General features: G+C 39.4%; 14 protein-coding genes. All 14 read right to left on the minus strand.

All coding sequences use genetic code 11. The features are described 5' to 3' along the window. Entirely contained in the window at positions 1–816 is an 816-nt protein-coding gene (locus BQ7997_RS08900) for a glycosyltransferase (RefSeq protein WP_073345570.1), read from the minus strand. Beyond that, positions 816–1,823: an EpsG family protein gene (locus tag BQ7997_RS08905; protein ID WP_159436753.1), complete on the minus strand. Its 1,008-nt coding sequence runs from the start codon at positions 1,821–1,823 to the stop codon at positions 816–818. Before BQ7997_RS08905 ends, BQ7997_RS08900 begins: the two co-directional genes overlap by 1 nt. Before the next feature lie 83 nt (positions 1,824–1,906). Then, positions 1,907–3,124, minus strand: coding sequence for a glycosyltransferase (locus BQ7997_RS08910; protein ID WP_073345575.1), 1,218 nt, complete (start codon positions 3,122–3,124; stop codon positions 1,907–1,909). Between the two features lie 3 nt (positions 3,125–3,127). Continuing rightward, on the minus strand, positions 3,128–3,862 hold the full coding sequence (locus BQ7997_RS08915) for a glycosyltransferase family 32 protein (protein WP_044656220.1): 735 nt from the start codon (positions 3,860–3,862) through the stop codon (positions 3,128–3,130). Further along, positions 3,859–4,809 (minus strand): glycosyltransferase family 2 protein, encoded by a 951-nt coding sequence (locus BQ7997_RS08920; protein WP_073345578.1) that lies wholly within the window; start codon positions 4,807–4,809, stop codon positions 3,859–3,861. The genes BQ7997_RS08915 and BQ7997_RS08920 overlap by 4 nt, the downstream gene beginning before the upstream one ends. 325 nt (positions 4,810–5,134) lie before the next feature. Then, on the minus strand, positions 5,135–6,769 hold the full coding sequence (locus BQ7997_RS25885; protein WP_229088277.1) for a phosphotransferase: 1,635 nt from the start codon (positions 6,767–6,769) through the stop codon (positions 5,135–5,137). Further along, entirely contained in the window at positions 6,766–7,767 is a 1,002-nt protein-coding gene (locus BQ7997_RS08935) for an acyltransferase family protein (protein ID WP_073345582.1), read from the minus strand. The genes BQ7997_RS25885 and BQ7997_RS08935 overlap by 4 nt, the downstream gene beginning before the upstream one ends. 18 nt (positions 7,768–7,785) lie before the next feature. Then, complete coding sequence (locus BQ7997_RS08940) at positions 7,786–8,349, minus strand: HAD family hydrolase (protein WP_044656255.1); 564 nt, start codon at positions 8,347–8,349, stop codon at positions 7,786–7,788. After that, complete coding sequence (locus BQ7997_RS08945; protein WP_073345585.1) at positions 8,346–9,080, minus strand: glycosyltransferase family 2 protein; 735 nt, start codon at positions 9,078–9,080, stop codon at positions 8,346–8,348. Before BQ7997_RS08945 ends, BQ7997_RS08940 begins: the two co-directional genes overlap by 4 nt. A gap of 162 nt (positions 9,081–9,242) precedes the next feature. Then, positions 9,243–10,298 (minus strand): acyltransferase family protein, encoded by a 1,056-nt coding sequence (locus tag BQ7997_RS08950; protein ID WP_073345587.1) that lies wholly within the window; start codon positions 10,296–10,298, stop codon positions 9,243–9,245. Continuing rightward, positions 10,295–11,434: a polysaccharide pyruvyl transferase family protein gene (locus tag BQ7997_RS08955; protein WP_073345590.1), complete on the minus strand. Its 1,140-nt coding sequence runs from the start codon at positions 11,432–11,434 to the stop codon at positions 10,295–10,297. The genes BQ7997_RS08950 and BQ7997_RS08955 overlap by 4 nt, the downstream gene beginning before the upstream one ends. Positions 11,435–11,436: 2 nt before the next feature. Beyond that, complete coding sequence (locus BQ7997_RS08960) at positions 11,437–13,239, minus strand: thiamine pyrophosphate-binding protein (RefSeq protein WP_235817271.1); 1,803 nt, start codon at positions 13,237–13,239, stop codon at positions 11,437–11,439. Continuing rightward, a complete protein-coding gene (locus BQ7997_RS08965; protein WP_073345593.1) occupies positions 13,205–14,041 on the minus strand; it encodes an SDR family NAD(P)-dependent oxidoreductase in 837 nt (278 codons plus the stop codon). Before BQ7997_RS08965 ends, BQ7997_RS08960 begins: the two co-directional genes overlap by 35 nt. Next, positions 14,032–15,498, minus strand: a complete 1,467-nt coding sequence (locus tag BQ7997_RS08970; protein WP_235817272.1) for an MATE family efflux transporter — start codon at positions 15,496–15,498, stop codon at positions 14,032–14,034. Before BQ7997_RS08970 ends, BQ7997_RS08965 begins: the two co-directional genes overlap by 10 nt. Positions 15,499–15,763: the final 265 nt, after the last annotated feature.

The following is a 15,763-nucleotide window of genomic DNA, read 5'->3' on the forward strand; positions in this document are numbered from 1 at the left end:
TTATTTTTGGAATTTAGCTTTAATCTTTCTCAGTCTATGCATCATGAAATTGGGGATGAGGAGCGTTCTGAGGAACCTCATTGTAGGCACCAACCAATAGTTTTTAATGCCAAGATTCTTCAAGATCTCCAGATCTGTTTTGTAACCTCGGAAGTTAGATGATATTCCATGTCTTCTGATAGTTGCATTCTTATCATCGCGCATCTTATAGAGAGGGTCTTGAAGATTATATCCCTTATAACCTGCACAATAGAACTTATGCCAAAGGTAATAATCCTCCATTCGCTCCACCTTCGGTTCTGCCGTATAGTTGCCAATAGCACGAAGAGCCTCTGTACGCATCAGCACAGGAGCATGACAGAAAGGTGAAGTTCGCTTAAATGAGTTGATAGTTGGTTCCGGTTCCTTGCGTGTCACCTTCCAATCACCGTTCTCATCGAAGTGTGTCATGGCACTACTAACGAAAGCATACTCGGGATGAGCGTCCAAAAAGTTAATAAGGGTCTCGAAGCGGTTCGGCACACTGATATCATCACCATCCATACGAGCTATAAATTCAGTATCAACATACTCAATGCAATGATTTAAGGTAGCTGCTAACTTCATATTATACTTATTTTTGATTACAATGAAGTTCTCATACTTATTAGCATACTCTTTAGCAATAGCGTACGTATCATCCTTCGATCCATCATCGCACATAATAACTTTAAAGCCTTTATATGTTTGCGCAAGCATTGAGTCAAAGGCCTCACGCAATGTTGGAGCACAATTGTATATGCCCATTATAACAGAGATTCTATATTTCATACACATTACAGATAAATAATGTTCATAAACAAAGTAAAGCCAAGGTGAAGGCCGGCAAAAAGGGCTACAGTCTTAAACCTCGAACTGCCCCAGACACATTCTTCATCCAGTAGCGGATAGACCAACACAATAGGGTACATAAACCAACTGAGGTATGCAATACGATTGGTGAAACCTGCGTACATACACAAGAGCCAAATACCATTCATTAAGAGATAGGTACAAAGAACTCGATTGTACTTTAAGTTATCTATCTTTTTCTTGAATATTGCCCAATAACCAACTAAAACCGGCATTGCACTATATACCACAAAGTCTAAGCGAAAACCCGTCTTGCCTTCCCAACCTGCCATATTCTCAGCATCAAGGTATGAGGCACCTTTAGTATCAGAATAGGACATAAACAATGTCTGGAAGAAAGTTACATGAGCAGCCGACAACGCAAGGCACACTACCCAGAACAAGAAATACCATTTAGGCTTGCTGTAGAACCATACGATAAAGAAGGACAATACACAAGGAGTCATAGAATGATGGAAACCCCATGAAGCAACAACCAGAATGGAAGCAAGAACTGGTTTATCAGACCTATAAGCTAAAGCACATAGGAACAAAGCTGCAGCAACTCCTGCTTTCACACCATTTACAGAATATGAAAAAGTGGAAAAAGCCCCTAAAAAAACAACAAATGCAATCAACGTGTTATTAGGGAAGAACTTTTTGCAGGCAAGATACGTTCCTATAAAATATATGCTTGCCATAAATAGGAACAGAGTATGCCAGCCAAGATCGTATGATGCAAAGAAGCGATAAATGTTTTCGAACAGCAAATTCTCCACATCTGCTGACAGCACAAAAGGTTCATGCAAATGATAATAGTATCCTGCAACATAACCTACCGTATCAACAAATACCGGATCATTCGGGCGCAGTCCAATAAAGACTGTACAAAGCAATGCAAGAATAAGTGTGTTGCTAGAACTGTCTTTGACTAACACTCCACTACTGCTCATCCTATACCGATTGTACACCGAAAAGGTGGCAATCGTTACTATGAACAAGTAGATAAATAAATAATATGATCCTGGAATCATTGTTAATTCTCCTTTAGCCAATTATTCTTTTGACTAACAAGAGTTGCCATCAACTCTTTAGCTACCTTTTCACCACAGAAATTCATACGCACAAATTCGCATCCCCTCTTGGCTATCTTCTCCAGTTCGTCTTGATTCTCAGACTTCTGCCAGAACTCTATCGTCTTACGGAGACCTTCTTTAGTACCATCGTAAGCAATGTAGTGTATTCCGGGAATAAGACCAAGATCACGATACATAGGCGAGTCGAGACCAATGTAAGCGCTACCACATGCCATGCCCTCTACATAGCCGATACCAGGAACACCGAGGATCTCCTCACCAAGGAGATGCATCTTGTAATCGTTGAACTTCTCCACCATATTGAAACTGAAGTATTTCTTCTGCTGACCAATATGGGTGAGGTTATAAAACTTCTTGTACATACGCACAAAATAGTTCTCGCCATCTACATACTTCTTACCTATGTTGTCCTCCAGATAGTCGCTACTGTAGCAATCTACTGTGTCCTTGAAGAAGTCCGGATAATCCTTCACGAACTTACGAGCAGGCTGGTCGCAAGGGTCACCATAGACAGACACGAACTCCTCATGCTCCTTATAGGTGATAGTACCTGTGGAAAAGCACTTGTTCTGACGCTCCTTAAAGGGCTTCATATTCTTAAAACGCTCAGCAAACACAAAAGGTATAACCACCCATGGACGCTCTACGTGATAATATTTGCGGAAGAGTTCAGAAGACTTACTCAGATCCACTTCGTTGAAATAACACTGGAAGTCGGCCTTCTCCATGCATGCATTCTCGGTCTTGCGGCCATGGAAATGAAGCATGCTTAGAGCCTTGAATGCCTTGATATCACCAGCCACCTCATAGTTGCTCTTACCCATGATATTATAGAGGATGACGATGTCATCAAGTCGGATGTCACTTGCCTTTGTCAGAATGGTTACCTTCTTAGGATCGATGCCGTTCTTCTTCAGAATATTCTTATTCTCCCAGAACCTGAGACAATGGAACTTATTTAAGGCGCCACCATCATTCGGAACGAGTGAGAACCCATGCTCAGTGATGTAGTTGCACACCTCATACTTGTCGCTATCAAGCAGATAATCAAGAATATATCTATGTTTCAGAGCTGCCGAAGTCCTAAAATAGATGACCTGCGAGTTGCGCACAAGCATCCAGCTAGTATGCAGATTGATGAAAATGATTCTTTGCATATCTTATTTTCTTTTTCTCAGTTTACGTAATTTGTTGTAGAAGTCCAAAAAGCCTTCTCCAAAGATAGGTATGAGGAGTTTCTTTCGAATGAAGCGGACAAAGTGGCTGGTCTTAGAGGTCCATGTCATCGTCTGCCAATGGATGGCGTATGAATTTTCAGTTTGGTGTTTGGTTCCTCGCTCCAAACTCACCACATGAAAATAGTCGTCGGGATAGAGAATAATCCCCTCCTTCAATTCCTGATATTTGTTCTTATGTACATAGCCATATTCTACAAGCACCTCTTGCAGGTGTTCGTTTACAACTGCCATATTGAGCGAACCATCTGGCTTGACAAAAGACATAGTTCTGTAGTAGTCAAGCACCTTCTTCCAATAGGGGTGTCTCGGCTCTGTACCATACATGGCGGTAATGGCTCCATCCTCATCGGTACCCAATACTACGCGATGAACTTCCAACGGTGCAATAGGCTTGAGTATCTCGATGTCGGTATCAAGATACCAGCCGCCATATTTATAGATAGCTTCGATGCGAACATAGTCTGATACAAAAGCCCATTTCTTCAGTTCAAAGGCTTCCTTTGCAAACTGGCACGAGTTGACATCAAAAGTCTCTTCGTTCCAAAGTTTGAACTCGTAATCTGGCAGGTACTTCTTCCAGCTATCTATGCACTTCTGTATTTTGGGTGGGAATGGGTTGTTTCCAAACCAAACATAATGAATAATCTTTGGAATCATTTGTGTATATATTTTAATAAGCTAAACGATATGGATGCCGCAATAGCATACAACTTCATATTGGCTGTTGGGATATCTGACTTGAGTATCAACATCAAGTTGCATCTCACATTCTGCTGACGCATATGGATATGCCCATCATATCCATATGATGTAGCCGATGCATAATACAAAGCCCACATGTCTTCGAGGGCTGCTCTCACCTTGACAACATCAAGATATTGTGGCCATAGTTTGGCTACATCTTCAGTTATCTGTTTCCATACCTGATGATTCGATCCCTTCTTCTCCGGTGTCCAAGATGCATGGGAGATACTGTCATCATTCATTCTGTAATGATACAGTATCTTGTCAATCAGTACTACCTTATCCACATTCTGTAATAATCCCCATACAAATAGCGCATCCTCTCCGTAGGAGATTCCACAATGAAATCGCACATTATGGAATAAACTCGTCGCAACAAGTTTATTCCATAATGAACCGTTGAAACGCACATGACGAAGGAATTCGAGAACTACTTCGGGTTGTTCCCAAATTACTTCGTTTTGGGTGTTTTTGTCGAATGAATTATCATTTTTGACCATACCACATGTCACGATGGACGAGTTTGTAGTTAGTGCTTTTTGTATTAAGAGCTCCACCATGTCCAGCTCAATCCAGTCATCGGAATCCACAAAAAGCACATAGTCACCCCTCACCTTATCCAGCAGATGGTTACGTGTGATGGCCACACCACAGTTTTTCTGGTGGTATATCTCAACACGTTTGTCCTTGGCGGCAAATTCTTGCATCACGCTCCAGGTACCATCTTCACTACCATCGTCTATCAGCACGATCTGCAAATTGCTGTAAGTCTGATGAATAATGGAATCAAGACATTGAGGTAGAAACTTCTCTACATTGTAACTTGGTGAAAGGATAGACACCAAAGGAGTGTTATTCATACTTTTATTATTCTAAGTTTCCCCAGCAGAAAGTAAATTCTATACTGAACAGAATTACCACCAGCGGGTTGAAATACATATATATGTTTTCTATCGACTCGGGAAGTCGCATCGCTACGACTTCGCACACTTACATAATGAGTATATGGAAGATATAGATGTAGAGTGAATAGTTGCGCCTCAAGATCGATATGATATTATCCATTGTTTGGATCGTTAGCATTGCTTGGATATCATAAACTTTCTTTTTATCACGAATTAGCGAATGTGCGAATTATTGTTAGCCAATTTTCTAAATTGATGATTCGGGACTTATTAAACATACTTACTCATATCTCATCAAATCACGTTGTGTTCCCCAGTCCTTATACTCCTCCACCATCATCGGGCGGAAGGGCTTCTTGTCAAGAAGCATAGCATAGATTATGTGGGAGAGGTAGAGACGCCCATACTGACGAAGACAGTTATAGTAGTGTATGAAAGTCTCCACTCGCTTGATAGCGTAACCGCCAGCACTGATGTAGCGCCCCACCACAGTCTTCTCAATGATGTTGGTAAGATAGTACATATCATCAACGGCTACATAGCTCTTGTCTTTAGGTGACAAAACCTCCAACTGCTCAATAGGGAAAATGGCTACAGCATTCCCATCGGTAAGGTCGGTATAGAAGAAACAGTCAGCATCCTTGATGAAGATACTATCCTCTATCCGTTCCAGCATGATGGTACGATAAATAGTCTCAGCCTGATCCTGCGTGGGTTCATCGAGCACCACTACCTTAGCATTCTTGATGCCGAGACGTTTGAACTGCAGTTTCAGTGAGTCAGCCACAAAGAAACGCTCATTATGCTTGCGAAGGACGGTAAAATAGATATTATCGAACTTCTCAAGATCCAACCCCATGATGCTCTTTATGCAGATGATCACGCCATCCTTGTCCAAACCAAAGACATATGGAAGACCATTCTCGTACTCAGGCTTGTCGGCGGCTACGGGAACGAGCAAACTCTTGCGAGTGTTGAGAGAGTTTGAGAGAATTTGAGAGGGGGTACTTTCTCCACAGTCTCCTACATTCTCTACACATCTCTTACTATCTAAACCATCAAGTAGCGACTCAAGGGTCTCCTTGAGGAAACAGAGGACTTTCTCCTCATGCGCATACGGCAGAATGCGGAGGATATTCATAAGCTGCATGATAGGATAGTTGGTGCGGTACCACTCATACTTGTTACTGAAGTAGGTATCAATCTCACGGTCTATCTTGTCGAGTACAATATGCAGACGGACAGCATCGTAACGCTTGGTGTACATCAACTGTGACCAGCGGTGGCAAGTATCCTGACGAAGTTTAACTATGTCCTGCAAAGGGGTCTCGATGAAACTGTCAAGGAAGTCGATAAGATAATAATTGTTGCCGTTGAAGAGAATGTTGCTAAAGGTGAGATCACCATGGCAGAGACCTACAGGGATGAGCATATCGTTGAGTTCTGCAAACACCCACTCAGACCGGCTTAGAATAGAAGCAATGCGCTCGTCTCTCTGATAGAAAGGATTGCTCTCGCACTTACTTTTAATCTCTGCAAACTTATCCTGAAAGATGGAGGCCGACACAGTCTGCAACTTACTTTTGCTGATCTCATGTTCCACAAAATACTCCAATGCACCAATCAGGTAATCCACTTGTTCGAAGCCTGCCTGCTCAAAGAACTCGATGAAGTTTTTAGAGTACACATATTGCATCTTGACCACAACGGTCTCATCAGTTTTCTCAATATCGTAAATTTTAGGCACACGGATATGCTGATGTTCTATCTCTGCTGCTGCACATTGTTTCTCAGCCTGCAGAACAAGGCGCTCAATGTACTTTGGATCTGCCGTGGATTTATACACATAAATTTCATTGCTCTCATTGACCACATCAATCTGGCATCCACTATGTCCTTTAACTTCTATCTTCATAATCTTTCTTCAAAAGACGTTGTTTTTAACTTAATCAATAACTTTTCTGATTTTATCAACATTGCTGCAATAGCGTAAGAAATCAACGTTACAATAACGAAAACTATAGGTACTGAGTTAATCCATATTGGCATATCTTGGAAAACGCCTCTAGTAGCAACACTAAAAAATATACAATGGATAAACCACATATAGGTTGAGCATTTACCCAACTGAGTCAATATTCTGAATGTACAGGTATTTTCTTTTCCTTGGAAAAGAAAACATATAGTAATTACCACCAAAGGAACAGCAAGGGTGTCCGTTGTAAAACCTTTGATACCACTAATGCCACAACGAAATACAACAGCAAGTAGCCCCAAAACTATCCACACATATTTTAAAGTTATCTTTTTGCTCCATCTTGAGAGCACTTGAGTCTTTGCACAATATAAACCAACTGCAAGTACTTGTGAATATCTAAAACAGTTTGAAAGAATGCTGCTTGAACTGAATAATGTTGCTAACCCTCCAAATACCACAATTGCAACTATCAATCGCCATATTCCATCGTGCAGCATCCCACGCTTCAGTAATGGTAACACCAATAATGCATAGCCGTAAAAATAAATATACCAATTACCCAAATTGTATTGACACTGAAGACCAAACATATTGTATATCAACAATTTACCCCCTATAAAATATCCTCCACATATAGAAATTGGAACAATCATCAAGAAAAGCACTATCCAATATTGCTTCAACAATTTCCAAATATGCTCCCATACATACTTCGGACTATATGACTGACAATACCAAAATCCATAACCGATTATGAAAGTGTAGATACCGACACATATCTTCATGCCAATCTGCATTCTAAGAGCCGGGAAAGTTGACAATAAAGCTGGCGGTTCAGCATAAAACTCCTTAATCAAACAATGATGGAGTATCATGAAAACAATTGCTATTCCCTTCAAAACAGTTGTCTTGTCTTTTGAAATACTTATTATCATTTCTTAAAATATTTCAAATCACAAAAACTGTTTCTCCGAGACTACCATACATTGCGCTCCTGAACCCTTTGCTGCATCAATACCAACTTGACTGTCTTCAAATATCAAAGTTTCTTCAGGTTTGACACCAAGAGTTTCCATCGCTTTAAGATAAATCTCCGGTGATGGTTTACCTTCCTTTACATCCACTCCTGCAAAAATCAAATCAAAATGTTTATCAACTCCAAGGAATGTAGCTGCATTCATGAGATTCTCCTTGCGAGCTGTTGAGGCTATTGCCGTCTTTGCTCCCATTACTTTGAAAGTCTCGATCAATGAGATTAGCACCTTATTAGGACGAAGACTGTCAAAATACTTAGGATAAGCTTCTTTCTTCGCCTTTTTGATTGCATTTACTTTTGCTACATCATTGATACCAATTTCTAACATAAAGTGCTCAAAGCGATATCCGAAACACTCACGATAGCGCTCTGGAGTAAGCGTTTCGCCTATACTGGCAAACGCTTCTTGATAAGCGCGAAAATTAGCCTCAAAAGTATCGACCAGTGTGCCATCAAAATCTGTAATTATTGCCTTAATCATAACAAATATCTTTGCAGTTCTTCGGGGGTTCCGTATGAGTAATATTCTTCCATAGGTGCGAGCCGAACGCGTTCCCCTGCTGCCAGCATATAGTTATATAGCAGGCTCACGTAGTACTCGGTCTTTTTGAACTCAGCTTCATTGAGCAACTGATGTGCGATCTCCTTGAAACGCTTACCTGTAGAAAAGAGGTAAGCACCACAAAGGGCGTGATTGGAGATGACCTCTTTCTCGGCTGTACGTATTACGTAACCGTCCTCACCTACCTCTGCATAACTGTACTTAGGCTGCTCGGACTCGAAACTGACAAGAGCACCACCGTTAGCTTCCTCCATCGACAGAGAAAGGATCTGTTTAATGATCTCGATAAACTTCACACTCCTGAACTCCAAATCACAATCCATCACGATGACGGCATCATCATCTGCAATAGCACTCTCTGCAATCAGACAGCTCTCAACAGCTCCACGGGTAGTCTTCATCACTGAGAAGATATTAGCCTTAGGCAGGAATAATTTGATACCTGCATCGATACCATACTTATCGATGTGTTCTTGACGCACGATGAAGCTATACTTCATCTCAATACCCTCAGCAACCACACTACTGATAGCACGTTTAAACAGAGGCTGACCGTTAAGCTCGATGAGGGGTTTCGGAGTGGTCCAGCCCGCATTGGCAAAACGAGAGCCCTCGCCAGCCATAGGCATAACAATGTGTAGACGTCTCATATTGTTTATTATTTACCAAATTTGTCTTTGAATATCTTTATCATTTCACCTGAATGAGTAAAACAACTGCACAATTCCGATTAGAAGTAGTAATATCTAACAATCAATCTATAATTACCTCAAACTTCTCATGCACAGGAAACTAGAATACAATATTAAATTTCATTTAATCACATTCAATATAGGTGAAATAATTTTCTTAATTATCCACGAACCGATGTAGGTGAGTACAAAGGTCATGAAGAGAGTGTATAAGTAGCTATGTATAGAACTGAAGACCAATTGCTTAGTATAGAGGTTAACCGTCTCAGTAAAGAAGATGGCATGGAAGAACCACATATACATCGAGAGGTCGCCAACTTGCATCAATCCCTTGCTCAACCACTTCACATTGACGCTATTAAAAATGCCAACAACAGCAAAGATGAGCAGTGGAGTATAGAATGCCTGTATGCAGAAGCCTGCGGTCTGGATCTTGAGAGCATTTACCACCAATACTGCTGCAATAGTAAGCAATGCCAATGGTATATGCTCCCTACCCTCAAACCATGTAGGGATCTTGCCTTGCACATTCCACATCGCACACATATAGCCCACTATAATCAGAGGTATGAGCGTACAAGTTATGAACATCATGTGAACGATAGGCATAGTATCCCAATCACGAATGGAGTGAATGCCTACAGCAAGTATGTAGAATACTATAATAGCAATCAACCATCCAAAACACTGGAACTTCTGAAAAAACTTATGTAGTGCAGGCATAAGCAACATGCTAAAGCAATAGAAGCCAACGAACCAACTATACCAATTGAGCGTCTCCACGAAACCAAACATATTGTAGAACAACTCTACAATACCATTTTTACTCCCTATTGCATTACAGTCCAATACATCATAAAATTCACCAGATGCGTATGCAGCAGGAACAAACATACAAAATAGCATCGTCCAAAAGGGTACTATCAACAGGAGTATGCGCTTGAAGCTATATTTCAATGTCTTGTTCTTTGAACAAAAGAAACCATAGCCAACAAGAAAAGCAAAAATATACACACACATTTTTGTTGATGCTACTTGATGTTCAAAATAAGAATACAATGACGTCCCTCTCTCCGACCAATACGAAGGATTACTCGTATGGTGAATAAGCATCAATAATAGAGCAATACCTTTAAGTATTTGTGTCTTATCACGACCGAAAGTTATCGTACTCATAATAATGCTTTTGTGATAAACTCTTTTGATTTCACCTGTAACATTCTTCTCTTCTCATTGACACTGTCCCATTTAATGGTTGTATTAAAGTCAATCTCCTGCAATGATTTGGCAGTAATCAATCTATCTTCCAATCCATACATAGACAAAAGACTCTGAAAACGTGCCATTCCACGACTTTCGTTACCTACCACCCAAAAAGGTTTATTGAAAATGATACTAAAAACAGTCCCATGAAATGAATCAGTAACAACCATATCAGCCTCCATGAAAGCTGATACCCAATCCTCAACAGGAGGATAAATACATTTATCTATCTTACCATAGAGATTATAAACCTCATCCGGTAACTCAGGCATTGATTCAAATGGTTTCTTCCCTACCCTTTCCGCTATTTTCTTAATTATATTATTTTTTTCTTCTGTTCTGTCTAATATATAACAAAAGAGACTACCTCTGTCTTTTGAGCATGAACCTATAATTACCTTATAATCCACTGATTCAAGCAACATTGTAGGATCAAGAACTTGTACAGCATTCACATTGAAATACTTTTTACAAAGCCCTATGGCTGACTGCTCACGTACGGAAACAGCATCAAAACGTTTAAGAAGTTTGCTACATTGAACAGTTAGTTCTGGAGAAAACAACCAATCATCACCACCAAAAGAAGCAGCATAACTGATACGCTTAATACGGCTATCCAGAGGGAGAAAATCTAGGAAATAATTGGGCTGACAAGGAGAGTAATGAGGACGCCATACTTGGTCACTACCTACAATGATAGCATCCAACTGCAGCCGTTCTACCTCGTTTCTCAATTCTTCCGTAGAATAACAATAATTAGAGTAAGGAATTATATGCTTATTTATAAACTTATATGTATTCTGAGCTATATAATCACGCTTCTCCTGAGCCACATAATAATGCCAAGACTCACGTTTACCCATCAGCATCTTCACTATATGCTTAACGTAATAGATGCAAGCCCCTTTAAAACTATACTGCCTGTTCCATTCACGCCGTACAACAATAGCTTCATGTCCCATACGTTGCAAAGTATGCTGAAGCGCATAACATTGGAGAAGACCACCATAGTTACAATAGAGTGGCTGAGTAAGAATCCCTATTCTCATATTCAATATTTACCTAACAATTTCCTGACTGTCTCTATTCCATTTTTTCCAAGAACCATACGTACAGTTCCTATAATCTTATTCTTGATGATTATCTTATAATCATTGAGATAAGTGCGCATAATCTGGATAGCATCACTCTCACCCTCAGTAGTAGTAAATACTTCAAAAATGACTGGCTTGTCACCAATAATTGGATTCAAGAACTTATCGACATTTAGAAGGAACTCCTCTTTGGTACTTGCCTGATAATACTCATAACCCAAATCTTCTGCATAATGCTTAACAAGAACTGACGATTTCTGTCCATAATGCCCAGCGGCCGCTACATATTTATCGGCATCTTCTCCCAAAATGGAACAATAATGACCATAATTTCTAAACTCGTTACCCTTACCATTATTGATAAGTAAAATACGAACATTATTACTAACATGACGATTGCCACAAACATTCATATCATAGAAAAAAGCAAGATCACCAAAAATACCGATATGTAACTTGTCAGGATGGGCTAAAGAAGCCCCCACAAGGGTTGACACACCACCGTCAATACCGAATCCCCCAACATTACATGAAGATATAACCGACTTTGGAAGAGAGAAAAAGTTGTAACTACGAAGAGAATTGTAAATCCCCATATGAAAATAACTATTCTCCGGTAATCCGTCATGAATCTGTTGAGCCATCCATACATTACTAAAAGGGAGTTCAGGAAGTTTAGCTAATGCTCCCTTAAGTTCCTGCTGACATGCATCATAAAAATTTGTACGAGGTGTGTAATTCTCTGGAGTATATACCTCGAAGAAATAACTCTCTGGCATCTCAAAAATATGAGTAAGACAACCGAAAGTATTGCGAAGAATTCCATCCTCACTAACTCGCCATACCCCACCGATACTCATGCGTGCCAAATCTCCTGAAACTTCACCAAGATGAATTAGGATATCTGCACTCAAAAAAGGCGAACGATAATTATCCTGTGTGAAAAAGAGAGAGAAATGAGTCTCGAACCTACCACGATAGCCACTAGTATGATCGCAAAAAACAACTGCATCGTGCGCTTCACAAAAGTGGTCAATGGCATTTGTCTCTTCTACTGTAAAAGGTTTATGAGCACCAATAAAAATAGCCACACGCTTACCTTCCTGAAGCTCGGGAAGTTTATCAAAAGCAGTATGTAGTTCAATTTTACGTACAATTGGTAATTCTTTAACTGAAAAATCCAGTGAATACCCCGTATGCATATTTATATGAGCAGGTCCACCACCGTGCTGACGAAGGGCAAGAATAGCTTTGATAGCCTCATTCATACAATAACATCCATCAGCAATTTCTTTAACAAGAGGAACTGTTACACTAGTCATCGCAATATCATTAGGTATGTTGCGGCGATCAATCTGCTGATCTACCAGATGTCCAATGGAAGCATCCCCACGGTGCGAAGTGATAGCTAATATGGGCAACTTGCGATAATAAGCCTCTGTGAGTCCCGGCATATAGTTTCGGGATGCAGTTGCCCCTGTACAACTAATTACTACAGGTTCACCACTTTCTGCTGCAAGTCCACAAGCGATATAAGCAGCACTACGTTCATCAACTGATGAATAAATTTCAAAGAAGGGATCATTCTGAATACTACCGATAAATGTCATGTTGGTAGTACCTGGAGACGCAATCACTTTTCGAATGTTGTAAGCTTTAAGTAATGCTATGACTATCTGCACATTCCGTTCGTTGGTATAGTATTTCTTTTTCATTATTATATCATTATTTCCATCGAGCATTAAGCGTTTTTCCTTCATTACAAACAAGTATCTGCCCATTGAGACAATTAGAAGCATCACTGAGAAGAAAACAAGCAACTTCTGCCACTTCTTCAGGCAAGTAGTAACGGTCTGTAATGTTATAATTACAGGTGAGATTTCCATCAGTTCCAGCTCCCACCATATCAGATACTGTAACTCCAGGAGCAACAGCATTAATACGATAACCTTCATTCACATAACGATAAGCAAGTCCTTGGACAAGACTATTAAGCGCAGCTTTTGTTAATCCGTACGGACGTTCATCAACTGTAATACTAGTCTCTGAAGAAGTGAAAAGTATATTTTTGGTACCTTCTGTTTTATTTTCCCTAGATTTATTGATAAAGCATTGAGTCAAGAAAAAAGCTCCTTTAAGATTTGTGTCAAACTGAGAGTCAAACTGTTTTAAAGAAACATCAAGGAAACCATTTTCATGAAGAGAAATTCCTGCATTATTTACGATACAATTGACACCACCAAGCTGTTTGTCCGCTTCATCTATGAAAGATTTGAATGAATCGACATTTTGCACATCAAGATAAAGATATTTGCAACCAATTTCTTCGGCACTTGCCTTTAATATACCTTCGTTTCTTCCTGCAATCAGCACCACTGCCCCCTCGGCCTTGAACTTCTTTGCCATAGCAAAACCAAGTCCCCTGCCACCACCAGTAATAATAATCTTCTTACCTTGCAACTGGTGATTAGGGTGAAGATAGCTGATGTTGGCTATAGTCTTTTTGGGGTTACCATGGAGAAGAAAAGAAACCATGTACTTCAGTTTATTTACTACTGACATATTATCCTTTTTTTTATTTTTGCCCAGACTTTCCCAAATGTCATTTCACGCTCATGTTTGGTTAAACCGATATAACAAGCAGCTAATCCTACAGAAATAAAACTAACCAAACAAGAGACAATCATACGAAAGAATGACGATTGCATATGCATTACCACAAGCACAGGGAGAATAACTCCGATAATTGTAGTAAAAGTAATAGGACACAAGACATTCTTTACAAATATTATTATTGGAAAATGAAGCAACCCTTTCATGATGTAAAGACGAGTAATATCCACGCCCACATAAACCAAGATATAAATAATATAAGCACTCTCCGCCGATAAATCACAAGCATAAGCAATCCAAGTAAAAGGAAAAACAAGTAAACCCACAAATGTAACCCATATCACATATCGTTTGATATTTCCTGTTGCCATACAAGCAGTATAGCAACTATTCCCAAGTATATTAACCATTACGCTTATCAGTGTAAGACGAACGAAAATGACAGTCAGTTCTGGCACAATCTTAAGCCATAAAATAAGAATGTATTCAGTCTCAATCATAAGAGGAAGTGCAAATATTAGAAGGAGCAAATATGAAAACTTAGCTCCACGGCAAATGAGGGTAAACATCTGTTCTTTCTCACCAGCTGCATAACACTTGGTAATCTGTGGATTAATAGCAGTGGTGAAGTTGTTAACAAACTGCATTACTGCGCTTTCAACTTGCGAAGCTATTCCTCGAGTGGCATTTAGTGTAACACCAAAAAAAATATTTATAAGTAGGCTGACACCTTGAGTGTTGAAAACATATACTACATTCGTAAAGAAATTCCAACCAGCAAAACTTGTCATTTCTCGTAAAATTGCCTTATCATACTTCCATTTGTAATGACTCTCTTCAAAATAGATATTACAATAAATGCTATAAGTAAAACGAATAATGACAGATACCGCAACTATCAGAACTGAATAGAAGATAAGCTTATCCCATGGCGAAATAATAAGCATGTAGCAAATAACTAGTTTCAAAGCTGCTTCAAGAATGCTGATATAAGCAAACGCAGACATCCGCTCATGAGCAATAATACAAGCATTATAAGGAACACTAACCAAATTAATACAAAAGGTGATAAGCGAGCATTGAAAGACCCAATTAGCTGCACTAATTCGTTCAAGAGGAATGGACATCTTACAATTAAGAAAATATACACCTATAATTTCGCCAAGGAACAAAACGATAAGAGATATTCCCACCTGAATATTGATGCTCGTAGAAAAGATAGTGCTCAACCTATATGTATCACCTCTGCCTAATTCAAAAGTAATAAAGCGACTAATAGCAGAAGAGAGAGCAGCAGATATTACTGAAAACATTGCAACTACACCGCCTACAACATTATATATACCATAGTCTTCCACTCCGAGTTGATTCAAGATGACACGACTAGTGTATAGTGTAATCATCATGATAAAAAGTGTACGAAAATAAAGTAAAACAGTATTCTTCGCTATCCGCCTATTGTTTGATTGCGAATTACTTATTTGTAGTTCTGACATATATTGCAAAAAGACTTAAAAAAATGATGTCCGTTCAAAATAAAAAAGATAGTAATATGAAAAATAAACATGTAACACAACTCTATCTATAAATATATCCTTTTTATTAGAGCTACTATAAAATAATTACTCGTTTTTAATATTCGGCTTCAGTATATTGTTTACAAGACGATAT

This window comes from Bacteroides congonensis, from assembly GCF_900130125.1.
GTDB lineage: Bacteria > Bacteroidota > Bacteroidia > Bacteroidales > Bacteroidaceae > Bacteroides > Bacteroides congonensis.